Origin of the sequence: Caulobacter sp. KR2-114 (genome assembly GCF_049446115.1) — a bacterium.
GTDB lineage: Bacteria > Pseudomonadota > Alphaproteobacteria > Caulobacterales > Caulobacteraceae > Acaudatibacter.
Map to the genome: position 1 here is coordinate 197,150 of NZ_JBMSEC010000008.1, position 26,511 is coordinate 223,660.

At 69.3% G+C, this 26,511-nt stretch carries 24 protein-coding genes and 1 tRNA gene; 7 read left to right on the top strand and 18 right to left on the bottom strand.

Translation table 11 applies throughout. From position 1 onward, the window contains the following. The first annotated feature begins 407 nt into the window (after nucleotides 1-407). Together ACO2Q3_RS24690 and ACO2Q3_RS24695 are read left to right on the top strand one after the other, a co-directional pair. Complete coding sequence (locus ACO2Q3_RS24690; protein WP_423311569.1) at nucleotides 408-2,267, top strand: ATP-dependent nuclease; 1,860 nt, start codon at nucleotides 408-410, stop codon at nucleotides 2,265-2,267. Continuing rightward, nucleotides 2,264-3,994, top strand: coding sequence for a UvrD-helicase domain-containing protein (locus ACO2Q3_RS24695; protein WP_423311571.1), 1,731 nt, complete (start codon nucleotides 2,264-2,266; stop codon nucleotides 3,992-3,994). Before ACO2Q3_RS24690 ends, ACO2Q3_RS24695 begins: the two co-directional genes overlap by 4 nt. Here ACO2Q3_RS24695 and ACO2Q3_RS24700 read toward each other — a convergent pair. The 6 genes from ACO2Q3_RS24700 to ACO2Q3_RS24725 all read right to left on the bottom strand — a co-directional run bounded on the left by ACO2Q3_RS24700 (nucleotide 3,991) and on the right by ACO2Q3_RS24725 (nucleotide 9,667). Then, the gene (locus ACO2Q3_RS24700) at nucleotides 3,991-4,956 is read right to left on the bottom strand and encodes a DUF4365 domain-containing protein (RefSeq protein WP_423311573.1); all 966 of its coding nucleotides are present in this window, start codon (nucleotides 4,954-4,956) and stop codon (nucleotides 3,991-3,993) included. The two genes, ACO2Q3_RS24695 and ACO2Q3_RS24700, sit on opposite strands and share 4 nt — an antisense overlap. Before the next feature lie 45 nt (nucleotides 4,957-5,001). Beyond that, nucleotides 5,002-6,474, bottom strand: a complete 1,473-nt coding sequence (locus tag ACO2Q3_RS24705) for a hypothetical protein (protein WP_423311575.1) — start codon at nucleotides 6,472-6,474, stop codon at nucleotides 5,002-5,004. Between the two features lie 83 nt (nucleotides 6,475-6,557). Then, nucleotides 6,558-6,842: a hypothetical protein gene (locus ACO2Q3_RS24710; RefSeq protein WP_423311577.1), complete on the bottom strand. Its 285-nt coding sequence runs from the start codon at nucleotides 6,840-6,842 to the stop codon at nucleotides 6,558-6,560. Nucleotides 6,843-7,042: 200 nt separating this feature from the next. Next, nucleotides 7,043-7,119, bottom strand: a tRNA-Arg gene (locus ACO2Q3_RS24715). A 105-nt stretch (nucleotides 7,120-7,224) separates the two neighbouring features. After that, nucleotides 7,225-8,550, bottom strand: coding sequence for a hypothetical protein (locus ACO2Q3_RS24720; protein WP_423311579.1), 1,326 nt, complete (start codon nucleotides 8,548-8,550; stop codon nucleotides 7,225-7,227). A gap of 112 nt (nucleotides 8,551-8,662) precedes the next feature. Then, on the bottom strand, nucleotides 8,663-9,667 hold the full coding sequence (locus ACO2Q3_RS24725) for a P1 family peptidase (RefSeq protein WP_423311581.1): 1,005 nt from the start codon (nucleotides 9,665-9,667) through the stop codon (nucleotides 8,663-8,665). A 144-nt stretch (nucleotides 9,668-9,811) separates the two neighbouring features. Here ACO2Q3_RS24725 and ACO2Q3_RS24730 point away from each other — a divergent pair, with 144 nt between their 5' ends. Further along, a complete protein-coding gene (locus tag ACO2Q3_RS24730) occupies nucleotides 9,812-11,542 on the top strand; it encodes a gamma-glutamyltransferase family protein (RefSeq protein ID WP_423311583.1) in 1,731 nt (576 codons plus the stop codon). Nucleotides 11,543-11,768: 226 nt separating this feature from the next. Here ACO2Q3_RS24730 and ACO2Q3_RS24735 read toward each other — a convergent pair whose 3' ends face one another. Together ACO2Q3_RS24735 and ACO2Q3_RS24740 are read right to left on the bottom strand one after the other, a co-directional pair. After that, entirely contained in the window at nucleotides 11,769-12,545 is a 777-nt protein-coding gene (locus tag ACO2Q3_RS24735) for an alpha/beta fold hydrolase (protein WP_423311585.1), read from the bottom strand. An 11-nt stretch (nucleotides 12,546-12,556) separates the two neighbouring features. Next, complete coding sequence (locus ACO2Q3_RS24740) at nucleotides 12,557-13,843, bottom strand: LLM class flavin-dependent oxidoreductase (RefSeq protein ID WP_423311587.1); 1,287 nt, start codon at nucleotides 13,841-13,843, stop codon at nucleotides 12,557-12,559. Between the two features lie 338 nt (nucleotides 13,844-14,181). Between ACO2Q3_RS24740 and ACO2Q3_RS24745 the strand changes: the two genes are divergently transcribed. Beyond that, nucleotides 14,182-15,348, top strand: coding sequence for a saccharopine dehydrogenase family protein (locus ACO2Q3_RS24745; RefSeq protein ID WP_423311589.1), 1,167 nt, complete (start codon nucleotides 14,182-14,184; stop codon nucleotides 15,346-15,348). Between the two features lie 172 nt (nucleotides 15,349-15,520). On the opposite strand, the gene ACO2Q3_RS24750 is transcribed toward ACO2Q3_RS24745, so the two are convergent. Together ACO2Q3_RS24750 and ACO2Q3_RS24755 are read right to left on the bottom strand one after the other, a co-directional pair. Beyond that, entirely contained in the window at nucleotides 15,521-16,231 is a 711-nt protein-coding gene (locus tag ACO2Q3_RS24750) for an ankyrin repeat domain-containing protein (RefSeq protein ID WP_423311591.1), read from the bottom strand. A 15-nt stretch (nucleotides 16,232-16,246) separates the two neighbouring features. Then, nucleotides 16,247-16,528, bottom strand: coding sequence for a hypothetical protein (locus ACO2Q3_RS24755; protein WP_423311593.1), 282 nt, complete (start codon nucleotides 16,526-16,528; stop codon nucleotides 16,247-16,249). A gap of 263 nt (nucleotides 16,529-16,791) precedes the next feature. On the opposite strand from ACO2Q3_RS24755, the gene ACO2Q3_RS24760 reads away from it, so the two are divergent. Then, the gene (locus ACO2Q3_RS24760) at nucleotides 16,792-17,835 is read left to right on the top strand and encodes an aminoglycoside adenylyltransferase domain-containing protein (RefSeq protein ID WP_423311595.1); all 1,044 of its coding nucleotides are present in this window, start codon (nucleotides 16,792-16,794) and stop codon (nucleotides 17,833-17,835) included. Between the two features lie 244 nt (nucleotides 17,836-18,079). On the opposite strand, the gene ACO2Q3_RS24765 is transcribed toward ACO2Q3_RS24760, so the two are convergent. From ACO2Q3_RS24765 to ACO2Q3_RS24775, 3 genes are all read right to left on the bottom strand, one after another. Beyond that, nucleotides 18,080-19,429: an acyl-CoA dehydrogenase family protein gene (locus ACO2Q3_RS24765; protein WP_423311597.1), complete on the bottom strand. Its 1,350-nt coding sequence runs from the start codon at nucleotides 19,427-19,429 to the stop codon at nucleotides 18,080-18,082. A 3-nt stretch (nucleotides 19,430-19,432) separates the two neighbouring features. Next, the gene (locus ACO2Q3_RS24770; protein WP_423311599.1) at nucleotides 19,433-19,822 is read right to left on the bottom strand and encodes a DUF6285 domain-containing protein; all 390 of its coding nucleotides are present in this window, start codon (nucleotides 19,820-19,822) and stop codon (nucleotides 19,433-19,435) included. 171 nt (nucleotides 19,823-19,993) lie between these two features. Beyond that, nucleotides 19,994-20,971 carry a phosphotransferase family protein gene (locus tag ACO2Q3_RS24775; RefSeq protein ID WP_423311601.1) on the bottom strand — a complete coding sequence of 326 codons (978 nt, stop codon included), beginning with the start codon at nucleotides 20,969-20,971 and terminating at the stop codon, nucleotides 19,994-19,996. A 240-nt stretch (nucleotides 20,972-21,211) separates the two neighbouring features. On the opposite strand from ACO2Q3_RS24775, the gene ACO2Q3_RS24780 reads away from it, so the two are divergent. After that, on the top strand, nucleotides 21,212-21,736 hold the full coding sequence (locus tag ACO2Q3_RS24780) for a GbsR/MarR family transcriptional regulator (RefSeq protein WP_423311603.1): 525 nt from the start codon (nucleotides 21,212-21,214) through the stop codon (nucleotides 21,734-21,736). A 2-nt stretch (nucleotides 21,737-21,738) separates the two neighbouring features. After that, nucleotides 21,739-22,395, top strand: coding sequence for a DUF4166 domain-containing protein (locus ACO2Q3_RS24785; RefSeq protein ID WP_423311605.1), 657 nt, complete (start codon nucleotides 21,739-21,741; stop codon nucleotides 22,393-22,395). 11 nt (nucleotides 22,396-22,406) lie between these two features. Here ACO2Q3_RS24785 and ACO2Q3_RS24790 read toward each other — a convergent pair whose 3' ends face one another. From ACO2Q3_RS24790 to ACO2Q3_RS24810, 5 genes are all read right to left on the bottom strand, one after another. Continuing rightward, nucleotides 22,407-23,297, bottom strand: coding sequence for a hypothetical protein (locus tag ACO2Q3_RS24790; RefSeq protein WP_423311607.1), 891 nt, complete (start codon nucleotides 23,295-23,297; stop codon nucleotides 22,407-22,409). A gap of 48 nt (nucleotides 23,298-23,345) precedes the next feature. After that, entirely contained in the window at nucleotides 23,346-24,533 is a 1,188-nt protein-coding gene (locus ACO2Q3_RS24795) for a Gfo/Idh/MocA family protein (RefSeq protein ID WP_423311609.1), read from the bottom strand. 48 nt (nucleotides 24,534-24,581) lie between these two features. Continuing rightward, complete coding sequence (locus tag ACO2Q3_RS24800) at nucleotides 24,582-25,469, bottom strand: patatin-like phospholipase family protein (protein ID WP_423311611.1); 888 nt, start codon at nucleotides 25,467-25,469, stop codon at nucleotides 24,582-24,584. 45 nt (nucleotides 25,470-25,514) lie between these two features. Then, entirely contained in the window at nucleotides 25,515-26,015 is a 501-nt protein-coding gene (locus ACO2Q3_RS24805; RefSeq protein WP_423311613.1) for a hypothetical protein, read from the bottom strand. Between the two features lie 226 nt (nucleotides 26,016-26,241). Beyond that, nucleotides 26,242-26,511, bottom strand: a 270-nt coding sequence (locus tag ACO2Q3_RS24810; protein WP_423305662.1) for a hypothetical protein, incomplete at its 5' end; no start/stop codon positions are given.

The following is a 26,511-nucleotide window of genomic DNA, read 5'->3' on the forward strand; positions in this document are numbered from 1 at the left end:
GCGCTTGTTCAAGACGAGCACCGCAAAGCGCGGACGCAGACGTGGACAGTCTTGGACCGCAGCTGCATCAGCATAGGCTCTGTTTTGTGCGAGCTTATGCGCACCCATGCTAGCCTAGCGGCTGGTCAAACCCGTGGCAGAGACTTCATTCAAGGGGCGGGCGAGGATTGTCAGCATCTAACATCAACCGCGGGCGAGGGCGGATGTTGCAACCGTCGCCAAGGAGCCAAGTGCGGCCTCAGCCTCTGGCAAAATGCAGGCGTTCGGCGGTAGAGCGACAGGCTTTGGCCCCGGGCGTCGCCTTGATCGGAGCCTGTTGCGCGAACACAACCCAAACTTCACCCTGCATCAAAGGCTTGAGTTGAATCGATGTCGGTCGATGGCTCTGCTTGGCGACGGAGCGCCCAGTGTATCTAGAGAAACTCGGGCTCAAGAACTTCCGCTCCTTCGAGGAAGCGGAAATCCCGCTGTGCAAGGATCTGACGATCCTTGTCGGCGAGAACAACGGCGGCAAGAGCAACGCGATTGACGCGATCCGCCTACTGACCCAGCCCTTGGGCGGGCGGCGTGAAATCTACTGCGAGACGACGGACATCCGTTTCGGCAGCGCCAAACGGATGTTCGAGCTCAGCGCGGCTTTCACCGACCTGAACCCCGGCCAGCGTGGGCGGTTGATCACCGCCGCGACCGACTCCGCCATTTCGGGTTGCGCGTTTGGCGTGAAGTACGACGAGACCACGGGTCGCTTTCCCGTCCGCCCCCAGCTATGGGCCGGCGCCCAGCGGGGCAACCCCGAACCGGGGTGCCATGAGAGCGTGCGCCACGTCTATCTGCCGCCCTTGCGGGACGCCAAGCGCGCCCTTGCTTCGGGCAACCCCACCCGCATCTACGCCTTGCTCAACCACTTCTTGGAAGGCGGGGCGCCCGAGGACGTGGCCAAGGCCCTGCGCCGAGGGGCAGACGCCGAAATCCTGACGAAGGTTGGGGGAGCTGTTGAGATCGGCCTCTCGGCCTTGACCGCTGGCGTCCGGCGCCAGTCGGCCTCCCTTGGCTTCGCCAATGATGAGAAGCTGATCGATATCGCCAGAGACCTGCGGTTCAAGCTCGCCGACCACGGCATCGAGCCCGAAGACCTGCGCTACTCTGGGCACGGCTACGCCAACCTCCTCTACATGGCCACGATCGCCGTCGAGTTGGAGAAGGTGAACGACGCCGACCTGACCCTCTTCCTGGTCGAGGAGCCCGAGGCCCATCTGCATCCGCAACTCCAGGCGGCGGTCCTGAGTTTCCTGGATGAACAGGCGACCAAGTCGCGGCTGCCGCGGGAAGGTCACCAGGGCCCGGCGGGCGAGCTACAGATCATTGTCGCCACCCACTCCCCGAACTTGTCGGCCTGGGTCGAGAGCCGCAAGCTCGTGTTCTTCCGTTCCCACCTGCCTCCACCCTCTGCCGGGGCTGACGCGCCTGCCGACGAGGGGCCGGCGGAGCCTCTGGCCGGGGTTCCCGCCGAGATCTTGCCGGAGATCGAGCCGAACCCAGTGATCGCGGCCGGACGACGGCGACGGGTTACGCGCTGTATCCCGCTTGCCGCGCTCAAGCTCACCGACATCGAGCGCCGGAAGATCGACCGCTACCTCGACGTGACTAAGTCAGCGTTCCTCTTCGGCGGCCGCGTCCTTTTGCTGGAGGGCATCGCCGAGGCGCTGTTGCTCCCGGTGATCGCCAAGAAGATGGTGCTGAAGGATGATGTCGAGAAGCTGCGCCTGTTCCGGTCCGCCGTCTTCGTACCAATCGACGGGGTCGACTTCGAACCCTACGCGAAGCTGCTGCTGACCCCTTACGAGGAGGTGCGGATCGCCGACCGCCTTGTCGTCCTCACCGATGGCGACGGCGGCGGCGTGCAGCCCGGCGGGGAGACGCCGGGCGCGGGACGCAAACGGCGGCTGACGGCCGCCGCCACAGCGCTGGGCGCGCAGGAGCTGCTGGATGTCATCGTCAACGACTACTCCCTGGAGAGCGAGCTGGTCCGGGCCGGGAACGCCGACATCATGAAGACCGCGTACCTGGCGCTTCACCCTAACTCCGGCCCCAGGTGGGACGCCGCCGTCGGTCAGGCGGGCGCCGCGCAGGCGGTTGCGGTCCAAGAGCTGTTCGAGACCGCCCGCAAAGGCGACTTCGCCCAGGTTCTGGCCGACGCGATCAATGAGGGCGGCGCGTTCAAGGTCCCGCCCTACCTCAAGCAGGCCATTGAGGCCCTTGTGGTGTGAGCGCCAAGCCGTTCATCCCGACGGATCAGCAGAAGCGGATCATCGAACACGGCGGATCGGCGTTCATCTCCGCGTGTCCCGGCGCGGGCAAGACCCAGGTCATGGTTGAGCGGGCGCGTCGGGACCGGTCTGGGCCGGGGCGAGGGCGCGGCGTCGCCTTCCTGTCCTTTACCCTTGCGGCCGCCTCGGAGCTGGAGGACCGGCTTCGCCGCGAGAGTCTGATCGACACGCCTCCCTTCCCTCACTTCATCGGCACGTTCGACTCCTTCCTGTGGCAGTTGCTCATCGCGCCGTTCGGCGTCGATGGATGCGCCGATAAGCCCCGCCTGATCCCGGACAAGGACGCCAGGGATATCCAGCCCTACGATCGGGCCCAGGTCTTGAAGTTGGAGTGCTTCGACCGGAAATCCGGTGCGGCCATCGAGGACAAGCTGAGGCGCGCCAATTTCCGCGGCAGCGTGAAGGCGCACGAAACCGCTGCGCGGAATCTGCGCCAGAGGCTGCTTGATCGGGGCGAACTCGACTTCGCCGATGCCCGCGAGATCGCGTTGGCCCGTCTGCTCGATCCGGTCTCCGGAGCGGTCCTGGCCTCGGCCCTTGCCGGGCGCTTCGAGGAACTCGTGGTCGACGAGGCGCAGGACTGCAATCCCGTCGACCTTGAGATCATCACTTGGTTCCGGAGCGCAGGCACCTCCGTGAAGGTCATCTGCGACCCGAACCAGGCCATTTACAGCTTTCGCGGCGGGGCGACCCAGGAGCTGACGGCGTTTGCGGCGACTTTCACCGCCGACGAGCGCTTGCCGATGTCAGGCAACTTCCGATCCAGCCAGCACATCGCTCGGGCGATCGTGGCACTCCGCCCACCGCGGGAGCGGGCGCTCATCGACGACGCCCTGGGCGAGTTCCGCAACGAGCCTACGCCGGTCCAGATTCTGTCCTACACCGGCAAGGGCGGTGTCCCCGCGGCTATCGGGGTTAAGTTCCATGAGCTGACCGACGCCATGGGTTTGGTCGCGGAGGACTGTCCTGTGGTGGCCGCCACCCGCCGAACTGGGGCCAATGCGCTGGGCCATCCCCCTGATGGCGGGGTCCAGGACCTGAGCTACCGCCTCGCCGCCGCGATCAGCGACTTCCATTTTTCCTTCGAACTTGGCGGCCGCAAGGAGGCGCTCGAAGCGATCCATCGGATCATGCTGCAGGTCGGGGACCGGCTGGGGCCGAGGACCTATCACCAGTACCTCAGCGACACGGCGACGGAGGCCAACGATTGGCGGCCCGAAGCCCTGGCCGTGGCCGACGCCCTAAGATTCACCAGCGACCGTTTCGCAACGGCGCAGCTTTGGCTCGACCATGCTCGACGCCTCCTTGAGCCCCTGCTCGCGGCCGATGGCGGGACGATCAAGCAGAAGCTCAAGTGGAACGACGGGCTTGCGGCCGCACTCGCGGCCAATCCGACGAGCGGTCATCCCGCACGTACCATCCATAGCGTGAAGGGGATGGAGTTTCCGGCCGTTTGCGTGGTGATGACGACGGCGACGGCCAAGGGGATCCTCGACACCCTGTCAGCGGTCGGCTCGGGCGACGATAACGAAGACGCCCGAAAGATCTACGTCGGCGCGTCTCGTGCGCAGCGCCTGTTGGTGCTCGCCCTCCCCCGCACCCAGGCCGATCGGATGCGGTCCCTGATGACTGGCGTAGGCGCGGCCGTGGTCGTGACCCAGATCTAGGGCGCCGAGGCCATCTCTCCCAACGCCGTGGGCAAGAACCACTCGCGCCAGACGTCCTCGTAGGTCTTCGGCAGCAGGGACAGCTGGCGCCAAAGCTCGAAGACGTCGAGCTTCTCGAAATGGGCTGTCAGGGCGGCCGCGTCGAACCCCTCTGGCGTCTCCGCCGGCCGTTTGACGAAGCCAGGTTGCCCCGTTTCCATGAAGCGCCGAAGGCCCCCGGCATCGTAGGGTATCAGGGGGCACATCTCTGTGTCGTCCCAGAAGTCGTAGGCGGCGATGCGACGGCCGAAGTAGTTGGCGAGACCTCGCCAGTCGCCGTCCGCGGCCCACTGCAGCTCGGAATATTGGTAGGTGAATCGCTGGAAGGCGGCCAAGAGCTTCGGCCGCTTGGCGTACCAACGCAGGGCGATCTGACCCACCTCGCTGCCGATCTCGTTGCGCACGGGCACGTGGATCGTCCGGCTCGCCTTGTCGCGATAGTCCGCATGGCGCGGGATCAGAATCTTGTCGATGTAGTCGTTCAGGCAGACGAACGAGCAGCGTTCGTTGGTCAGATCGGCGATGACCAGGAGCACGGGCACGCCGATGCCCATCCGCTCCACGGTCACGAGCTCGGAGGTCTCCAACGAGAAGCGGTAGGTGTCGACGTCCGCCACCTTGTCCTCGCGGTCGAGCTGCTCGGGGGCCTTCTCGACATTCCCGCGCCCATAGAGGGTCAACGGTGCCGGGGTCGGCGCCGCCACGCTCTTCAGCTGGACGAACACGTGCTCGCCCAGCGTTTCGTAGGTCTTCAGCTTGCCGTCCGCCGCCACCCCGGTCTTGAACGTCTCGATAGTGAAGTCGAGGCCGTAGTCCGGCCGGTAGTCCCGCAGCAACCAGTGTTGCGGCAGCTTTGCGCGCAGAAGCTTCTCGCCGTCGCGGTCGATGATGTGCTGCTCAGACTGTTTCTTGGCGTCGGCCATGCCCTGGGTTCTACCCGTGCGGTCATCCTGGCGGAAGCGGCGCCGTCAGCCGAGCCCGTCGTCGTCCGACGGGTTCGCGGCCCAGCTGGGCTGCCCATCCTTGCGGTCCAGGAAGTCGATGACCGTGGTCCGTGACCAGAGCACCCGTATCGGGCCGCCTTCGAGGTATTCGCCGTCGGCGATGCGGACATGGCCGATGCCGGGGAACAGGGCCGGGTCAACCGGGTGCAGCGCGTTCGGATTGTGGAAAAGGATTAGTTCGTCCGTCCAGCCCTCCTGATACGCCGGGCTCTCGACGTCGATCTTGAAGCGCTTTTCGGATCCGAACCGCTGCGGGTCCACGAGCACGCCTTCGCGCACCAGGCTGACCCACGCATCGCCGAAGCCGGCGCGCACGCCCATCCGGTTGAATTTCGCCAGGGTGCCGGCGTTGGAGAACAAGATGCCGGAGACGTTCTCGGCGCCCGGCTGGGCGAAGAAGTTCGTCGGCACCCGCTTGTCGCCGACGACGTGGTCGTCGCCGGGGATGAACATCTCCATCAGCTGGTTGTCGGCATCCGGCGTGTAAACCGACTTCAGGCCGAACAGGTATTGCGGCAGCGCGCCGGCCGACCAGCGCATCGAGCCGGGTGCGTGGAAATCGGCCAGGGCCAGGAGGTAGGGGTGGCCGTCGACGTGGGGCTTTTCCCAGTCGCGCTTCTTCAGCTTCGAGAAGAGCGGCGAGCCGAACTTCTGCGCCATCTCGTGCTCAAGGTAGGTGAAGAACGGGTCGGGAGGGGCCTTTGGCGGGCCGGGGCCCATCGAGGTGGTGAAGGGCTCGTTGGCGCTGACCGTCGTCGCCTCGACGTAGAGGCGCTGGCCATTCTTGATGAGGGCAAAGTCCGGCACGGCCGATCCGTAGTCGAGGTCGAAGTCTAGCGCGCGGAACGCCGTCCAGAGGTAGAGCTCCCAGAGCCGGGCGCTGAAACCGGTTGTCTGGGTTTCCCGCACGAAGTGGCCGTCGAGGTCGGGGAACCAGCGCGCGATCTCCTGCAGCATCTCCTTGGCGGCGGCGTGGCTGAAGCCGTCTCGCAGCAGGATGTATGCATCTTCGTATCTGGTCACCCCGTCAATCGCGGCGAAGAGATCGATCCCTGGCGGCTGGCCCGGCAGGTTGGCGAAGGCCGGCGTCTTGGCCAGCAGCTGCCGGCCGAAGTCACGGGAGATGGCCTCCTCGGCCGCCCGCGCGCTCGGGAAATAGACCGACCGCTCGAACCCCCGCCACCGTCCGGCGCTGTCCCGAGCGAAGGCGACGCACATGAACTCGCGGGTCTTTTTCAGGTGCAGCACCGCGACCGCCACCCGTTCGTCGGCGTCGGTCATGGCCGAGGCCAGCAAGGTGTCGGCGCGCATCGCCGGCGGCATGCTCCATTGAGCCAGGGCGCTGAACCGTTCCAGTGTCATGCGTCTGAACAGCGTGTGACGCCGGCCCACCCGCGCCTCGAGATGGCCGCTCAGAGGTTCGTTCGCCGTCGTCATCGCTGCCTTGATCCGTCGCGAACCGCTCGCCCAATGGGTCGACCCTCGCCCTGTTGAAGCAGCAAAAAGCCCGGCTTGCAGCCCTAGAAGCGGGGCGCGCCGGCCCAGACCGTCCCGAGCGCCTGGAAGGCCAGCTCGGCCACGTTGTCGGCCCCGTCGCTGCGATGGTCTGCGAAGACCGCCTTCGCCGCCGCCAGGCGGTCGGCCAGGGCCGGATGGGTGGCGGTGGTCTGCCAGTTGTCCTTGCCGACCAGGGCGATCGTGAAGAGGCCCAGGTAAATGCCGAGCTGGCGCTTCTGCCAAACCTTGTCCTCGGCCACGTGATGCTGCGCGGCGTAGTCGCCAATCCGTTCGGTCAGATGAGTCACCGAGAGGCTTTCGGAAGCGGTCCTTGAGCTATCGTGTCGGCCCGAAATCGCGCGCCGACGCGTTTCCTGGATGGTCCAACGATGTTGGACGCCGCCTGCCGAGCAGGGCGATTGCCGGCTATCGAGCGCAACCACCGTTCTAAACACCGTTCTAACCGCCAAAGTTAGAACGGTGGAAATCCACTAAGTCATTGAAAAATTGGCGCGCCCGGAACGATTCGAACGTCCGACCCTCAGATTCGTAGTCTGATGCTCTATCCAGCTGAGCTACGAGCGCGCGCCGCCTGTTCGGCGAAGGCGCGGAAACTAGTCGCGGGCGGCGCAAAGCGCAAGGGGGCAAAATCAGTTCGCCGCACCTGCCGCGTCGCGCCGCCGCAAAGCCTTACGGGATAACGCTTCCCAGGCCGCCGAGGCCGCCCATGAAGCCGCCGTGCTTGGGCTTCTGCTGCGGTTGCTGGCCCTGGTGCTGGCGCCGGTCGCCGTCCTCGCCGCCCATCATCCGGGCCATGTCCATGCCCACCAGGCCGCTGGTGGCCGCGCGATAGCGGACCTTGACCTGCCATTCGATGTTCCACGGCCGCGGCGCGGGCGGACGCGGCGGATAGGTGATGTTGCTCTCGCCGCCATAGGCGATCAGCTGGAAGAAGCCGGCGTCGCCGGCCGCCCGCACGGCCTCGGCCGGGATGGTGCAGCTGGTCTGCGAGGGCGGCATCAGCACGTGGTTGTTGACCAGCCGGGCGATCTCGCCGTCGCTCAGGTATTCCGGCACCCCGAACATCGAGGCCTGGGCGACGCTGGAGGTCCACATCACCACCTCGTCCTCGCCGCGCGCACCCATCATGGTGGCGAAATAGGCCTGGGACCCGTCCACCGGCCGCCAGGCGAGCTGGCCCGCGCCCTGCGGGTCCTTCTCGTTGGTGGTGATACGGAACGGCGGCAGGAAGTCCTGGTTGGCGCTGAGGTCGAAGTCGATCTGCGGGCTGTAGTTGCCCTTGACCGTGTGGTGGCCCTGCAGCGAGCCGTCGGCCGGCACCTGGGTGCGGGTGCGCTCGTTCGGCCACTCGCCATAGGTGGCGTTGCGGGTCGGCGAGGGCCCCTGCATGTACTGGATGCCCATGTTGCGCATCAGGCCGGAGAACTGCTGGGCGCCGGCGGCCGAGCCCAGCTTGGCGAAGTCGATCACATAGGGCTGGTTGGGCCCGGCGTGCTCGCCGCAGCCCCAGAAGATCAGCATCCGCCCGTGCGGCTGGCGGTACTCGGCCGGCGGCGCGGGCTCGCTCTCCTCGTACTTGGGCTTCACCGGCGACAGCAGCGGCAGCACAGGGCCGGCCCCCAGCGTCTGCGGCGGATCGTGCTCGGCTTCAGGGCCGCCGCCGCCCGGACGCTGCGAGGAGCCCAGCTGCAGGATCAGGCTGTGGCTGACGGCATTGGGATCGGGCATGCCGCCGCCCATCATCATCGCGCCGAAGCTGGGTCGGCGACCACCACCGCCGCCCATGCCGCCCATGCCGCCCATGCCGGTGACCGTCGAGGCGCTCATCCAGTAGCTGGCGACCGGCCCGGTGACGACCTGATGGCCGCCACCGCCACCGCCGCCTGGCGCCGGCGCCGGATGACCCGCCGGGGCCGCGTGGTGCGCCGGCGCGCCGATCGCCTGCCCCGCAATGGCCGCCGTGGCCGCCAACAGCACCAGACGCCCCACCTTCATCGCCGCTCTCCTAACGTTGTTCATCGAACGACATAGCAAGAGCGAAGACTGTGCCGCTAGGGTGTTTCCGACTCGAAATAGTGAACTGCGGGGTAAGGCTGAGCGCGGCGGCTCAGAGGTCGCGCCAAGCCTTCGCCTCGCCGCCCGGCCAGGCCGTCGCCTCGAACACGCCGCGCGCCACCGCCCGGGCCAGGCAATCGGCCGCCAGGGCCCCGAGGCGGGTGAGGTTCAGACCCGCCGGCTCGGCCAGGGGCCGGCGTCCGGTGGCCAGGGCGAACACCACGTCGCCGTCGGACTGGGCGTGCACCGGCCGGATCGCGCGGGCCAGGCCGTCCTGGGCCATGATCGCCAGCCGCCGGGCCTGGGCCGGGGTCAGGATGGCGTCGGTGGCGACGCAGGCGATGGTGGTGTTGACCCGCTCGGCCGCCGCCGCGGCGGCCTTGGCCGGGCCCCAGTCGTCGGGCGCGGCGCGCAGGCCGTCCGGCGGCAGGCCGCCGAACTCCGCGTCCAGCTCGTACGGCGTCGCCCAGAAGGTCCGCCCACCGGGCGCCAGCACCGAGCCGAACGCGTTCACCGCCACGATCGCGCCGACGGTGAAGCCGTCGTCGGTGACCACCGAGGCCGAGCCCAGGCCGCCCTTCAGCGTTCCGGCCATGGCCCCCGTGCCGGCGCCGGCATTGCCCAGGGCGAAGTGGTCGGACGCCGCCTGGGCTGCCGCGACGCCCAGCGCCCGGTACGGCGGCTCCAGCCCCCAGGCCTTATCGCCGCCATTGGCCAGGTCATAGAGGATCGCCGCCGGGATCACCGGCGACAGCGGCACGCCCGGCCGGCTGACCATGCCATAGCCGCGCCCCTGCGCCCCCAGCCAGGCGGTCACCCCGTCGGCGGCGCCAAGGCCGTAGACCGAACCGCCGGACAGCACCACGGCGTCCACGGCGTCGACCAGGTTCTCCGCCGCCAGGGCGTCGGTCTCGCGCGTGCCGGGCGCGCCGCCCCGCACATCCGCGGCGCAGACCGCCCGCTCGGTGGGCACGATCACCGTCACGCCGGTGCGCACGCGCGCGTCATCCGCCTGTCCGACCAGCAGGCCGGGCACATCGGTGATCAGGTTCCTCATTCCGGGTCTTGCGGACATCCTCTGGCAGTCGCACAAGGCCAAGCCCGTTGTCGAGCCACGACCCGTCTGGTCATCCGACAACGGCTGTCTCGCCACTGGCGACGCCGGCCGCGCCGTCACCTGTCTGTGGGGTTGTTGAAGTCCATGCGTCCTGTCCTGGCTCTGCTCGCCGCCGTCGCCGTCGTCTGTCTTCCCGCGGTCGGCCTTGCCAGGGCCAGGCCCGTCCATGCGCCGGCGCCGCCCCCCGCCGCGGCCGCTTCGCCCGGTCCGCACAGCATGGTCGCCGCCGCCAATCCAGCGGCGGTGGAGGCGGGGCTGAAGGTGCTGCGCGCCGGGGGGACGGCGGTCGACGCCGCGGTCGCCGTGCAGGTGACCCTGGGCCTGGTCGAACCGCAGAGTTCCGGCCTCGGCGGCGGCTCGTTCATGACCTTCTACGACGGCCGGACCCACAGGCTGACGTCCTACGACGGCCGCGAGTTCGCCCCGGCCGGCGCGACGGCGGACATGTTCATGGATGGCGGCCGGCCGATGTCCTACCCGCAGGCGGTGCTGTCGGGCCGCTCGGCCGGCGTGCCGGGGGCCATCGCCATGCTGTACATGGCGCACAAGCAGCACGGCGTGCGGCCGTGGGGCAGCCTGTTCGGCGACGCCGAGCAGCTGGCGGAGGGCGGCTTCACCGTCGGCAAGCGGCTCGAGACCATCCTGAACTCGCCCTTCCCGCCGCAGAACAGCGCGCCCGACGTGCTGCGCTACTTCACCAAGCCCGACGGAACCAAGGTCAAGGCCGGCGACAGGATCCAGAACCCGGCCTACGCCGCCACCCTGCGGCTGATCGCGGCGCAGGGCCCCGACGGCCTGCTGAAGGGCAAGGTCGCCGCCGACATCGTCAGGCGGCTCTCGGAGGGCCCGACGCCGGGCAGCATGACCCTGGCGGACCTGGCGGCGTACAAGCCGATCGAGCGCCAGGCGATCTGCCGCCCGTACCGCGCCTATACGGTCTGCGCCCCGGGCCTGCCGTCCGGCGGCTCGGCGACCCTGGAGGGCCTCGGCCTGCTGGAGCACACCGACATCGCCAGCCGCGGCCCCACCGACGCGCAGGCCTGGCTGGAACTGGCCCAGGCCGAGCGCCTGATGTACGCCGACCGCGACCGGTACATCGGCGACCCTGGCTTCGTCGACGTGCCGCTGGAGGGCCTGCTGAGCCCCGCCTACCTGGCGGACCGCGCCAAGCTGATCGGCGAGACCGCCGGCCCGGCCCCGGCGCCCGGCAATCCGCCCGGCGCGAAGATGGCCGGCATCGACTCGACGCTGGAGCCCGGCGGCACCACCTCGTTCGCCATCGTCGACAAGTGGGGCAACGTGGTGTCGATGACCACCACGGTGGAGAGCATCTTCGGCGACGGCCGGATGGTGGACGGCTTCTTCCTCAACAACCAGCTGACCGACTTCGCCTACAACCCGGTGGACAAGGACGGCCGTCCCGCCGCCAACGCGGTGGCGCCGCGCAAGCGGCCGCGCTCGGCGATGTCGCCGCTGATCATCCTCGACAAGGACGGCCGGTTCTATGCCGCGATCGGCTCGCCGGGCGGCCCGTCGATCATCTCCTATGTGATGAAGGCCACGGTCGGCCTGCTGGACTGGAAGCTCTCCATCCAGGACGCCATCAACCTGCCCAACCTGGTGGCCCGCGGCGACAGCTTCTCGTCCGAGCCGCAGCGCTATCCGCCCGGCGTGGTCGACGCCCTGGCCGCCAAGGGCGTGGTGTTCCGCCAAGGCTTCGGCGAGGATTCCGGCCTGCACGGCATCGTCGTCAAGGACGGCCACCTGGAAGGCGCCGCCGATCCCCGTCGCGAAGGGGTGGCGAAGGGGTTCTGAGGGCTCGCGGAGAGGGCGTAACCCCTCACCTTCCCACGCGCCTTGCTATCGCAAGCCACGCGGGCCCCTCCCTCTCCCTATGGGAGAGGTGAAGTAAAGGGGCGATAGGCGGCAACTATCCCGCTGATCACGCTGAGAAAATCACCTCTCCCATAGGGAGAGGGAGGGGCCCGGTCGCGATCAGCGACCGGGAGGGTGAGGGGTTCCGCCCTGTCGGCGAAAGCCCTCAGGCCAGCGCTTCGACCGCCTCGCGCACCACCGCCGGCTTCTCCACGATCACCATGTGGCCGGCTTCGGGCACGCTGACCAGCTTCGAGCCGGCGATCGCCGACTGGAAGGCCGGACCGTAGACCGGCGGGATCAGCCTGTCGCTTTCGCCCCAGACGATCACCGTCTTGGCCTTCACCCGGTAGAGCCGCTCGGCCAACCCACGATCAGGGATCGGAAACAGCAGCTTGCCGGCCATGCCCATCTGCCGGGCGTTCCTGATCAGGTAGTCCTGCAGGAACTTCGGGTCGTCCATCTTCAGGCCGGCGGTCATCAGGGCCGCGCCCGCCTCGGCGTCGTGGAACAGGTACTTCGGCATCTCGAACGGCAGCAGCGAGAACATGTCGACGATCGGATGCTCGTCCAGCCACAGCCCCGCCGGGCAGATCAGAGCCAGGCGCGAGACGTCGTTGGGGGCCAGGGCGGCCATCTCCGCGGCGATCATCCCGCCCATCGAGTGGCCGACGAGGATCGGGTTGCTGATCCCAAGCGCCTCGACCACGTCCCAGCCGTGCAGGGCGAAGTCGAGCATGTCGCGCAGGCTCTCGCATTCCTCGGTCTCGCCGTAGCCCGGCAGGAACGGGGCGTAGACGTGGAAGCGGGACGACAGCTCCTGGAGGATGGGGTCGTCCGCGGTCATGCCCCCGGCGCCGTGCAGGAACACCAGGGGCTCGCCCTGGCCGCCCTCCAGATAGCGGATGGCGGCGTGGCGGGTTTCGACGGTCTTGGTTTGCATCGCGCCCGCTCCTATTCGGCCGGAACCGCGGCGCGGGCCGGAGCCCCGCCCGGTGCGCTGGTCGGCGGCGCCGGCAACGAGCCGGGCACGGCGCGCTGGTTCATCGGATGGCACCAGAAGCGGTCGTCGTCGGCATAGTCCGGGAACATGTTGCGCAGGTGCGGCATCACCTTCTCGGCGAACAGCTTGGACGAATACATGCACTTGTCGGCCGGCATGTTGCCCACGTGCATCAGGCAGAAGATGTTGCCGACGTGCAGGCCCTTGATCAGGTCCTCCATGCGCTGGCGCACCGTCTCCGGCGAGCCGGCGATCACGTGGCCCTGTTCGGTCAGGTCCTTCCAGGTCAGCTGGGTGTAGCCGCCGCGGGGCGGCGCGTACTGGCTGAGGGCGCCGGTCTGGATGGTCTTGATGGTGCGATAGCCCGGCGCGTCGGCGAAGCCCGGATAGACGTGCAGACAGCGGTTGTAGAAGTAGCTGACGTGCTCGGAGTACAGCCGCTCGGCCTCCTCGTCGGTGTCGGCCACGCAGATGGTCTGGGCGAAGCCGGCCCGGTAGGGCGAGGTGTCCGGCGTGTTGCGCGCCGCCACCCGGTCCCAGTAGCCCTGCATCAGCGCCTTGGCCCGCAGGTAGCCGGAGAAGCTGAGGTAGGAATAGGAATAGGTGTTGTCGATGCAGAAGTCGTAGGTCTCCACCGAGCCGCCGCCGGGGATGTGGATCGGCGGATGCGGCTGCTGGATCGGCCGCGGCCAGATGTTGACGTGGCGCAGCTTGTTGTAGCGGCCGTTGAAGGCGAACGGGTCGCGCTCGGTCCAGGCGCGGATGATCAGGTCGTGCGCCTCGGCGTACTTCTCCCGGGTCAGGGCCGGGATCTGGCCGTAGCAGTAGTTGGTGTCCATCGAGGTGCCGACCGGGAAGCCGGCCACCAGCCGCCCGCCGGAGATGCAGTCCAGCATGGCGAATTCCTCGGCCACGCGGACCGGGGGATTGTACAGGGCGATGGAGTTGCCCAGCACCACCAGCGCCGCGTTCTTGGTGCGCCGCGCCAGGCCCGCGGAGATGATGTTCGGGCTGGGCATGATGCCGTAGCCGTTCTGGTGGTGCTCGTTCACCCCGATGCCGTCGAAGCCCAGGGTGTCGGCGTACTCCAGCAGATCCATGTAGGTGTTGTAGACCGCGTTCGACTTCTCGGGGTCGAACAGCCGCTGGTCGATATCGACCCACACCGAGCGATGCTTCTCGCGGAAGTCGTCCGGCAGATACGGCCAGGGCATCAGGTTGAACCAGGTGAACTTCATGGCGTCCTCCAGCCCGCTGTTGGCCGCGGGTTCATTATCGACGGTTAGTCGTCTCGAACCCTAAGGCGCCTGATCGCGCGGGCGCAATCGCTGTTCTGTGAGGAAAGGGCGGGTTGTTTTGCGATACCCTTTCCCGCTCATCCCGACGAAAGTCGGGACCCAGGCAAGATTCTCCGCAAGGCAGGAGGCCTCCTGAAAGCTCTAAACCCGCGGGTGGACGAGAAGCTGAAGCTTTGGCCTGGGTCCCGACTTTCGTCGGGATGAGCGGGTGTGGAGATTGCCAAAAACTGGCCGCCACGCTATAGCGTACAGCGTAAACTAACCAAGGGAGATCCGGCATGGCTGACGCGCGCGAGTTCGAGGTGATCGTCTATGGGGCCACGGGCTACACCGGCCGGCTGGTCGCCGAGCACCTGCTCAAGACCTACGGCGCCAGCGGCGACCTCGCCTGGGCCATGGCCGGCCGCAGCCAGGCCAAGCTGGAGGAGGTGCGCGGGCTGATCGGCGCGCCGGACAGCCTGCCGCTGGTGATCGCCGACGCCGCCGACCCGGCCTCTCTCGCGGCGATGGTGGGACGCACCAAGGTGATCATCACCACCGTCGGCCCCTATCAGCTGTACGGTTCGCCCCTGGTGGCCGCCTGCGCTGCGGCGGGGACCGACTATGTGGACCTGACCGGCGAGTCCAACTGGATCCACCAGATGATCGGCGCGCACGAGGCGGCGGCCAAGGCGTCCGGCGCGCGGATCGTGTTCTCCTGCGGCTTCGACTCCATCCCCTTCGACCTGGGCGTCTGGTTCGCCGAGAAGCGGGCGGTGGAAGCGTTCGGCGCGCCGGCGCCGCGGGTCCGCGGCCGGGTGCGGGGCATGCGCGGCGGCCTCTCGGGCGGCACAATGGCCAGCGGCATGGCGACCATGGCCGCCGTGCAGCGCGACCCGTCGATCGGCGCCCTGCTGGCCAATCCCTTCGCCCTGACCCCCGGCTTCACCGGCCCGGCCCAGCCCGAGGAGAAGGTCTATGAGGACACGGTCACCGGGTCGTGGGTGGCGCCCTTCATGATGTCGGCGATCAACACCAAGGCGGTGCATCGCTCGAACTTCCTGCTGGGCCACCCCTGGGGCCAGGACCTCAAGTACGACGAACTGCTGATGATCCCCGGCCCGCCGAAAACCGGCGAAAGCGCCGGCCCCGGCTTCGAGATGGGCGGCGGCCTGAAGCCCGGCGAGGGCCCGACCAAGGAAGAGCGCGAGGCCGGCTTCTACGACATCATCTTCATCGCCGAAGCCGCCGACGGCCGCACCGCCCGCGTCGCGGTGAAGGGCGACATGGACCCCGGCTATGGCTCGACCTCGAAGATGCTGGGCGAGAGCGCCGTCTGCCTCGCCCGCGACGTCGACCGCTCCGTCACCCCCGGCGGCTGCTGGACCACCGCCTCGGCCATGGCCGAACCGCTGGTGAAGCGGCTGGAGGCGAACGCCGGGGTGCATTTCACGGTGGAGAGCTGAGGGGCCGCGCCGAACTCGCCCTCCCCTTCATGGGGAGGGAAGATCGCGCAGCGATCAGGGCGGGGAAGTGAGACGCCGTACAACAGCGGACGAGCTTGGCCTGTGCGCCGGCAGGCGTTCCCCACCCTGGCGGCTTCGCCGCCTGTCCCTCCCCATAAAGGGGAGGGCTGACTCAGCCCCCGCCGGCCAGCCTCTCCGCCAGCGCCTTGAGCTCAGGGTCGCGCTTGCGCCGCAGCAGATCCGCCGCCGTGCGCCCCTCGGCGTCGGGGATGTCGCCCCGCGCCCCGTGGCGCGCCAGCATCTGGAAGTGGGCCGCCTCACTGCCCTTCCTCAGCATGTAGTGCAGCGCGGTCATGCCCTTGGAGTCGCGCACGTTCGGGTCGGCGCCCAGCCTCAGCAGTTCCTCCGCGGCATCGAAGTGGCTCCATTGCACGGCGCCCAGGAACGGGCTCTCGTCCACCGAGCCGTCTTCCAGGTTGGCGCCGTGCGCGACCAGGAGGCGGATCGCCGCCAGATCGCGGTTGAAGGCCGCCGCCCAGAGCGAATAGTTCGGGTCGGCGCCGCGCTCCAGCAGCCAGGTCGCGAGGATCAGGTTGCGGCCGCGCGCGATGCAGAACCACACCGGGGTCGCCTGCCAGGCCCCTTCTGTGAAGGCTGCGCCGTCCAGCGGCAGGCCGGCCGCCAGGAGCGCCTCGGCCGTGCGTACGGAGGCGTCGGCGTCGCGGCCGGCGCCGGCCAGCGGCGTGGCGCAGGCCAGGTGCAGCCAGTTGCGGCCCCGTTCGTCGCGCCACGCCAGCAGGTCGGGGCTCTCGGCCAGGGCGGCCGCCACGGCCGGGGCGTCGAAAGCCTTCACCAGCGCCTGCATCCGCGTCTTCGACACCATCGTCCCGCCGCGCCCTCACATCGCCGCGTGGTATTCGAAGTCGACGAGGAACACGCGCTGGCCCGAACCATGCTTGGCCGTCTTCAGCAGGTCCACCACGCCGGCGAAGCCCGAGCGCCGGGCCAGGTCCGGGGTGATGTCGGCCAGGGTGATCTCGCGGATCGAGGTCACCTCGATGGCGCCGTCGCCCAGCGCATAGTGGCCACCGACCTTCACGCGCGGTGACTGCCAGATGCGCACGCTGCAGGTCACCTCGCCGCGCATCACCGGATCGCGCAGCCGCTTGGTAAAGGTCATGGGCGTCCTCCAACAGGCGGAAAGACTACCCAGGCTGGCCGCGCCGTCCAGAGAACACCGCCAGAGAACACTGTTTGCCAAGCCGCGATTCCGGCGTATGAAGGCGGCCCCATTGGAGGACGTTCCGTGATTGTGATCATCGACGGCTGATGCCTGTGCTGCGGCCCGGACGGGCTGCGCCATCCGCCCCCTGACGATCATTTCGGCCGTCGGCGCCTCAGATCCTGAAGGTCTGCGCCCGCGCGAGCCATCCGGAACACATCATGCCCCATTCCCATTGCGCCGCCCCCGCGGGCGCGAGCGCCATTGCATCCGCCACGCCCTTTCCCGAGCTCAACGACGTCCTCGCCCGCCTGGTCGAGGACGTGCGCGACGTGCTCGGCGAGACCTTCGTCGGCGCCTATCTGCACGGCTCCTTCGCCCTCGGCGACTTCGACGAGGCCAGTGGCGTCGACGCCCTGATCGCCGTCGCCGAGGACGTGGCCCCCGAGACCCTGCCGGCGCTGCAGGCGCTGCACGCCCGGATCTTCGCCCTGCCCTCGCCCTGGGCGCAGCGGCTGGAGCTGTCGTACGCGCCGCTCGCCATCCTGCGCCACAAGGACGGCCAGCCGCGCGACCCGCCCGGCGAACCCCGCGCCGACGACTGGGCCGATCCGGCGACCAGCGGCCTGCCGCCGGCGGTCTATCCGTTCTGGTTCCTCGGCAATGCGACCCAGGCCCTGGTCCGCTCGGAGCACGACAACAGCCAGGTGGTGCGCTGGGTGACCCGCGAGGCCGGCGTCGCCCTGGCCGGGCCGCCCGCGGCCGAGCTGATCGATCCGGTGACGCCCGAGGCCCTGAAGGCCGAGGTGCGCGAGACCCTGGCCAAGGTGCTGCGTCTGGTGCTCGACGACGGGCTGGCGCTGGACCAGCAGTGGCTGGCGGCCTTCTTCGTCACCTTCGCCTGCCGCGCCCTGCACAGCCTGGAGAGCGGTCGGGTCACCTCCAAGCCGGCCGCGTCGGCCTGGGCGGCGCACACGCTGGGCGAACGCTGGAGCGGACTGATCGAGCGGGCGCTGCAGAGCCGGCTGGAGCCGCAAGCGGTCCGCGAGGCACCTCCGCACCCGGCGGAGGTCGAGGCGACACTCGCCTTCCTGCGGGCGGTGCGCCAGCGCGCGGTGATCGAACGCCAGCTGGCTCTGAAGCGCGCCGCGCACGGCGTTCCGGGCGCCGGGCGCGCAGGCCCGAGGGCCGGCGGCGCAATCGGCGGCAAACCCTCCCGCGGACCCGCGCCGATCCGGCCGGGAGGTCGCGGGCGACGAGGCTAGCGAGGGGCGGGGGCAGCAAGGGTCGGAACCCCTCACCCTCCCACGTCGCCCGCATACGCGAGCGCCGCGGGCCCCTCCCTCTCCCTATGGGAGAGGGGAAGGAAATGGGCGCCGCGGGAAAATAAAGCTCTGATCCTGCACTGGAAAAACACCTCTCCCAGAGGGAGAGGGAGGGGCCCAGGCTCGGCGCGGCAGCGCTGAGCCTGGGAGGGTGAGGGGTTCCGCCCCTCCCGCAAAATCCCCGCTAGATCTGGATCTCTCGGTCGTTCCTGCCCGCCGCGCGCTGCTCGTCGTAGCGCGCCTCCATCTCGGCGAAGTCCTTCCGCTTGGGCCCCAGGTAGCCGAACAGGAAGGCGGCGACCTTGCGCATCTGGATCTCTTCGGAGCCTTCGGTGATCCGGTAGCGGCGGTGATGGCGGTAGATGTGCTCGAAGGCCTTGTGCCGCGAATAGCCGATGCCGCCGTGCACCTGCATCGCCCGGTCGGCGGCCTCGCAGCACAGCCGGTTGCCCCAGTAGTTGCACATGCTCACGCGGTCGGAGATCTGCCGCTCGACTTCCTTGTGCGGCAGTTGGTCCATCTCCCAGGCGGTCTTGCGGATCAGCAGGCGCAGCATCTCCGCCTGGGTTGCCAGCTCCACCAGCGGGAACTGGATCGCCTGGTTGTCGGACAGCGGCTTGCCGAACGGCTTGCGAAGGCGCGCGTACTTGACGCTCTCGTTGATGCAGTAGACCGCCGCGCCCAGCGACGAGGCCGCCTGGCGGATGCGGTTCTGGTGCACGAAGCTCTGGCCGAGGCCCAGGCCCCTGCCCTCCACGCCCCAGATGGCGTCTTCCGGCACCCAGACGTTGGTGAAGCTGACCCGCGGGTGGTCGGTGGGCATGTTGAAGGTCCACAGCCACTCCTCGATCTTCACCCCCGGGTCGTTGGCCGGGACGAGGAACACGGTGATGCCGGTGGCGTCGCCGTCCTCGCCACTGGTGCGGGCGAAGCACATGCAGTGGGTGGCCACGTGCATGCCGGTGGTCCACATCTTCTGGCCGTTGATCAGCCAGCCGGAGACGCCGTCACGGTCCTGGCGCACCGCCCGGGTCTCCATGTGGGTGGCGTCCGAGCCGTGGTTCGGCTCGGTCAGGCCGAAGGTGGCGCGAATCTTCCCGCTCAGCAGGTCGTCCGAGTACTTCTCGTACTGGGCGTTGGTGGCGAACTCCTTGAACATTAGCACGAACGGGTTGTTGCCGACGATCGAGTGCTCGTTCTGCAGGTCGTTGTGCAGGCCCAGGCCCTTGGCGGCCAGGTGCTCGCGGATGATCGCCATCGACAGGTTCGAGCCGCCCTTGCCGCCCATCTCCACCGGCCAGGCGTAGCGCAGGTGCCCGGCGTCGTCGGCCAGCTTGCGGGCCTGCGCCAGCAGCGCCTCCCACTCGTGGCGCGGCAGGCCGTCGTTGTCCCAGTCGGTGCGGGCGTGTTCGCGCCGGTGGTCGAAGAAGCGGATGTTGTCGTCCTGGTTCTCCAGCGGCTTGATCTTGGCCTCGATGAAGGCGTCCAGCTCGGCCAGATAGTCCTGCAGGTCCTGCGGTACGGCGAAGTCCATGGCTTAGTCCTTTGCTCCGGCGCGCTCGGCGAGGCTGGCGCGGTAGGCGGCGTAGGTGGGCTGGTCCACCGCCAGCTTGGCGAGGGTGGTGGCCCACAGGTGGTCGGAAAGACCGGGGGTGGAGAGGTCCATCTCCCCGGCGGCCAGGCGGCGGGAAAGCTCGGTGTTGAGGGCCAGCAGATCGCCGTCCTGACCCAGCAAGGCCTTCAGGCGGATCAGCTCGGCGGCGTCCTCGGCCGGCGACAGGGTCAGGTCGCGCTGCATCATCTCCAGCGCATTGGCCGCGACCCGGGCCTGGAACGACAGGGCGCCTGACGTGCCGGGCACGACCTGGGTCTTCAGGAACTGGGCGACGGCGCCGATCACCTCGGCCGGCGTGGGTTGGTCTTGCATGGGTCTATCGTCCTGGCCGGCGCGGGGCTGAAGCCCCCTCCACCGCCTTCGGCGGTCCCCCTCCCCCAAGGGGGGAGGAGAAGAGGGCTTGCAGCGTCGTTTCTCTTCCCCCTCTGGGGGAAGTACCGGCGAAGCCGGGGATGGGGGCTCCAGCAGCGTGCATCGCGTCCATCAGCTCGCCAGCAGTCGCAAAAGGTCGATCTCGTTCTCGGAGGTGCGGCGGGCGATCACCGCCCGCTCCACCGACGGGTCGGCGCCGCGGAAGGCGGCCGTCATGCCGGCGCACATCACGCCCCAGCGCATCGAGCCGTAGACCTCCCACCAGTGGGCGTGCTCGCGCTTCACCGGCGCGCCGCCGGCGGCCTCGTAGCCGGCCCACAGGTCCTCGCGCTGGCCGAAACCGCCGACCGGCTTGTCGATCGCCCCGAACCGCCAGGGGTTGGTGCAGATCCAGCCCAGGTCCTCCATCGGATCGCCGACGTGGGCGATCTCCCAGTCCAGCACCGCGCGCACGCCGTCCGGGCCGATCATCAGGTTGCCGTTGCGAAAGTCGCCGTGCACCAGCCGCATCTGCGCCGGATCGGGCGGGCAGTTGGCTTCCAGCCAGCGGAACGCCAGGTCGAACACCGGCCGCGGCCAGGCGCTGGCCTGGTAGATGGCCTTGTATTGCGCCACCAGCTCGGCCGGCGTCTGGCGCCGGAGGTTGGGGAACTCGGCCGGGTCCATGGTGTGCAGCCGGGCCAGCACCTCGCCGCACTGGTGGGCCAGGAAGGTGCGCGCCTGGGCGAAGTCCTCGGACTTGACGATCCGGCCCCCGAGGGTCTCGCCCTCGACGAACCCCATCAGGAAGCCATGGCCGAGACCGTCCTCGGGTTGCAGCACGTAGCGCACCGCCGGAACCGGCACGCCGACGCGCCCGGCCGCCTCGAGTAGCTGCGCCTCGGTCTCCAGGCCGATGGCCGTTTCCGACACCCGCGTGCCGCCGGGCGCCCGGCGCAGGATGATCGGCGTCGGGCCGCCCGCCTCGTCGAGCTCGAAGCGCCAGACCTCCTGCGTCGCGCCGGCGGTCAGCCGCTTCAGGCCCCCGATGCCGCGCGCGTTCAGCCGCCGGCGGGCCACCTCGCCCAGCAGGTCCTCGAGTTCGCTCAAGACCGGCGCGCTCCCAGCACGCACGACCATCGGGCCGCCGCCATCGACGTCTCTCCCTGACTTGTTTTGCGAAGCCTATCGCAGCGGCCGCAGCCCTCCAACGCTGACCCCACGGCAGCGCAAGCAATAATTGGAACGCGTTGCGGTTTCCTCACCTCCCCCGAAGTGGGCGGACGAATTCCGTTGCTTCGTCTCGAAATTCTGATATTTCTGTCACTACAGAAATTCCAGGAATGAGCGATGCGCCTGTCGCCCGCCATGAACCGCTACATCGTCCACTGGGGCGAGATGGGGCAGCGCTGGAACGTCAACCGGACCGTCGCCCAGATCCACGCCCTGCTCTACCTGGCCGAGGCGCCGATGGCCGCCGACGAGATCGTCGAGACCCTGGGGGTGGCCCGCTCGAACGTCTCCACCTCGATCAAGGAACTGCTTGGCTGGGACCTTGTGCGGCTGGTGCACATCCCGGGCGACCGGCGCGATCATTTCGAGGCGCGGCAGGACCCGTGGGACATGCTGATGACCATCGTCGAGGGCCGCAAGCGGCGGGAGATCGACCCGACCCTGGCGATCCTGCGCGAGTGCGTCGCCGCCGCGGACGCCGACGGCGAAACCCCGCCGGCCGTGCGCGAGAAGCTGCGCCGGATGCTCGACCTGACCCAGAAGCTGTCCGCCTGGTACGAGCAGATCCGCAACGTGCCGCGGCCGGTGCTGATGAAGCTGCTGGGACTGGGGGCGAAGATCACCGCCCTGGTGGGACGCTGAGCGTGGCCGGCGCGGTCACCCTGCTGCGGCGGCCGGCGGCCGTCCGGGCCCATTCAGTCCAGGACCGCGAGCCTGACTTCCGCGCCCTGCTGGGCGAGACGGCGTGGGCCCGGCTGCCCGGGGCCGTGCAGGCGCGCTTCGCCCTCGGCGGTCACGCCGAGCCGCTGGTCTACCCTGGCCGGATGACGGTGCGTGCCTCGGCGGCCGGCTGGATACTGGGCCAGGTCTGCCGCCTGCTGGGTACGCCGCTGGCCCCATGGACCGGCGAGGACGTGGCCGTGGACGTGACGGTGGGGCCTCATCCGCGCGGCGGCATCGACTGGTCGCGGCTCTACCGCTTCGCCGGCCACGCGCCGGTCCGCGTCGCCTCGCGCAAGCTGGTGGACGAAACCGGCGCCCTGCTGGAGGTGGTGCGCGGCGGCCTCGGCCTTCGCCTGGCCGTGAACGAGGAAGACGGCGCGCTGGTGTTTCGCAGCCGCGGCTACGTCCTGCGCCTCGGGCGCCGCACCCTGCCGCTGCCGACCCTGCTCAGCCCCGGCTTCGCCTGGGTGGAGCACCGCGACCTGGGCGGCGGCGCCTTCCGCTTCTCGCTGCGCTTCCAGCATCCCTGGCTGGGCGAGACCATCTTCCAGACCGGCGTGTTCCACGATCCGGTCTGAGCCGGGCGCCGTCACCCGGCCAGGAGTTGCTGGGCCAGGGCCTCGAAGCGCGCGGCCAGCGGGTACATGTGCCGGTACTGCAGGATCTGCTTGGCCACCAGCTTCAGCCGTGTGCGCAGGTCCAGAGCCGCGAACGGGGGGATCAGCGGCTGGTTGAAGGCGCCGATGTCGCCGCGCTGGAACTCCAGCGCCATGCTGAGCCGCGGGTGTGGCGCGAACCGGCTGGCCTCGCTGCCCCAGTGCAGCACGGCCTGGTTCCAGCAGAAATAGTCGCCCAGCTCGCCCGGCAACGCGCGGATCGAGGCGGCGTTGATCTGCCAGCGCCCCTCGTTCTCGGTGTTGTAGACCGGGTCACGGTTGGCCGGCAGGACGTACATGCAGCTGGTCAGCGGCGTTGCCGCCGACAGCGGCGCCCAGACCGTCAGGGACAGGGGCGCGCCGTTCGGCGCCAGCGACATCCGCCCCTTGTCGCGGTGCGGCCCCCAGCCCGCCTGGCCCGCGGCGCCGTCGACGCGCCAGGTCCAGAAGTCCGGCAGCATGCGGTAGTCCGGTCCCAGGAAGCGTCGCAGCATCGGGTCCAGCGAGCGGAAGCAGGCCCAGGCCTCGTCGAACAGGAAGATGAAGGCCGGCGGAATGTCCATCGCGGCGCAGGCGCTCACCGCCTCGCCCAGAAGCGGCGCCAGGCGCGCGAACGTCGCGTTGCGATCCTGGAAATAGCCCTCCTCAGCCAGGCGCGCGGCGAGGGTGCGCTCATCGGCCTCGCCGGCGGCGCCTGGCGCGGGGTCAGCCGCGGACGGCGTCGCCTCCGGCAGGGTCAGGGCCGGAAAGCGCTCGCGCCAGAACTCGGCGCGAAGCATGTCGCCGGCCAGGGCGCCCGGCGCCAGGATAGCGCTATCGGCCATCATCCCTCCTCGCGGCTACCGCCCCTTGAGGCGCCCCCGCCCCCGTGGTCAGGCGATCAGGCCCGGTTCGGCGACCTTCGGCGCCCACGCGGCGTCATACTCGGCCCACATCGGCGCGCAGTCCACCATCTGGCCGGTCTCCTGCGCGCGGTCGATGGCCATCACCGTCAGGCCCGCCTCCAGGGAATCCTGCGGCGTGACCGGGAAGGCCGCCCGGCCCTCGAGCGCCGCCAGCAGGTCCAGCGCCATCGCCTGGTCGGCGCCGTTGTGGTTGTCGTCGGTGCGGTTGGCGTAGTCGATCCGCTCCGGCTTGGCCCGGCTGAGCCCCGGCCGGATCATCAGCTTGTTGCGCACTAGGTCCGCCAGCAGGGTCCCGTGCGTGCCGGAGACGTACCAGCGGCGCTCCTGCAGCGAGACGTGGCTGTTGGAGTGGAACGACAGGCGCAAGCCCGAGTCGTACTCGACGATCGCCACCTGGTGGTCGGTGACGTCCATGTCGGAGTGGAAGGCGTCGTTGGCCCCCATCCAGCCGGCGTCGCGCATGGCGTAGGCCGCCTCGCCGTCGCTCCAGACCGTGGGCGGATCCACGCGGCCGGCATGGAAGATCGCCCGCCCCCCGAAGCTCGCCACCCGCGCGGCGCGGGCGCGCGACATGCGGCCGAAGATATCGAAGTCGTGGCAGACCTTGTCGAGCATGAACGAGCCGCCCCATTCCTGGCGGCGACGCCAGTTGCGGGCCAGGTAGCCGCCGTGCTCGGGCGGCAGGTGCTCGGTGGCGTCCATGGAGACCAGCGTCCCGAGCTCGCCGGCGTCGACCCGGGCGATCACCTCACGCACGATCGGCATCGAGCGCATCACCAGGCCGATATAGAGCGGCGGCGTCTTCACGTCGGCCAGCTGCCGCGCCAGGGCGAAAGTCTCCGCCTCGGTCCGAACGATCGGCTTCTCCGCGAAGATCGGACAGCCCGCGGCGAACGCGGCCCGCAGATGCTCAAGGTGCAGGTGATTGGGCGAGCCGATCATCACCAGGTCGTAGGGTCCGGCGGCCAGCAGCGTCGCCGGGTCGGCGAAGTTTCGTCCCATCGGGATGCCGGCGTCGGCGAGGATCGGCGCGCCGACCGGCGCCGGGTCGACCTGGCCGGCGACCTCCAGCGACCAGCCGACCTCCTTCATCGCCGCCAGGACGTGGGCGATCCGCTGGCCAAGGCCGATCACGGCGATGCGGTAGGTCTTCATGCGTGAGCACTCCTGCGCGATGGCGCGAAGCGCGCCCGCGCGGCTGAACTATTGCCAGAAGGACTTCAGGGTCGTCGACAACGCGCGGCCCTGGTCCAGGCCGGCCTGGGCGGCGGCAGGGCGGTTGCGGGGGTTCATCAGGTTGCCGGCGAAGGCCGCGCTGCTGGCCTCGTTCGGCACGATCAGCTCCACGGCCCCGCCGGCGTCGCGCAGCGCCTCGATCTCGCGGGTGACCGGGGCCATCATCCGATCGCCAATCTCGCCCGCCAGCAGCCGCACGGCGATCACCACCGTGCGGTCGTGCCCCTTGGCCAGATCGGCGTTGGTGGCCGAGCGCATGCCGCCGTCCATGTAGCGACGCCCGCCGATAGTGATCGGCGGGAACACGCCGGGCACGCTGCAGCTGGAGGCCACCGCGCGCGAAAGACTGACCTTGGAGTCTGCGTTCCAGACGATGAATTCGCCGGTCTCGGTGTCCACCGCGGTGCAGGCATAGCCGCGGCCCGGCCAGACGCCTTCGCCGGCGGACGCGAGCTGGCGACCGAAGCCGCCGAGGAAGCTCTCCTCGTCGGCGGTCTGGGCGGAGAGGGCGAATTCGCCGATCTCCCGTCGCACGGTCACGGGGTCGCGCTCGCCGGCGGCGACCTCCGCCATCTTCTGCATCAGCAGCATCATGTTCGGCGCGCCCGGCCGGTCCTGCGCCGCCTGCTGCGGGATCTCACGCGGCCTCGCGGCCTCCGCGAGGATGGGGCCGGCGATGTCCGCCGCGGGCCGGCCCAGCGCCAGCAGCGCCCCGACGACTGACCCGGCCGAGGTGCCGACGATGAAGTCCGCCGCGGCCAGGTCCACGCCACCCTCGGCGAGGCCGGCCAGCAGGCCTGCCTCCCAGGCTATGCCGACCGGGCCGCCGCCGCCGAGAACCAGGGCCTGTGACATCGCCGCCTCCTGCCGTCGCGACCCGGCAGGTCGCCTGTCGCGTTGCTATTGCTTTGGCACATAGGGCGTGACGTTGAGAACCCCCTGCCACGGCAGGCGGCGCACGGAAATCAGCGGACCGGCCGGATCCTTGGTGGCATGCGCGTCCTCGTAGATCACCCGCGCAATCAGTGACTGATCGGTCAGCAGGGTGACGACGCAGCCCAGGCGGAAGGTGCGCGCGCCCTGGGTCCAGGTCCCGGTGTTCTGACCGGTGGCGCAGGGCACGGCGCCAACCACGATCTTCAGGGTCTGGGTTGCCCCCGGGCCTTGCGCCGTCGACGTGCCCGCAACCTCGATGGCGTAGGGGCCCGCGGTCATCTCCGGGATGATGCACTGCGCCTCGGCCGGGCTCACCACGTGGCACAGGCCGGGCGTGATGTCGTGTTGCAGGTAGGCGTCGAACGCCCGCGGCAAGGGTCGCGTGGCGGGCTGAGCCATCGCCGCCGGGGCGGCGAGCGCCAGGCTGGCGATGGCGGCAAGGCGGGCCGGGACGGAAGGGCGCATGGGCGATCGGCTTTCCTGGGCGGGCGCAGCTCACGGAGCGTTGCCATGAATTCGTCCGGGATAGACCGAGTCTGGGGCGCAGGCTCGCCGCTGGAGCCACCCGGCCGTGGGCTGTCCACAAGTGTCGCAGCCTGGGTGGGCGGTGGTGGAAAAGAAATCGGCCGGCCTGGAGGTCCAGGCCGGCCGGGTCTTTGGGTGGAATGTGTCCGCCGTCAGGCGGCGTTGGCTACCACTGGTAGCGGACGCCGAGGGTGACGGAGGTGTCCTGGTAGCGGGACTTCCACTTCACGCCGGAGTTGAGGAAGGCGGAGAGGTTGTTGCCGACCGCGAACAGGTTGGCTTCGCCCTTGATCTCGCCGTAGACGCCGTTGATGTCGTTGAAGTTGTTGAAGATGCCGCCCGCGGAGAGGGCGGTGTTGGTCTTGCCGTCGAACTCGTCCCAGACGCGGCCTTCCAGGGCCACCTTGACCTTGTAGTACTGGAAGGAGGCGGTGGT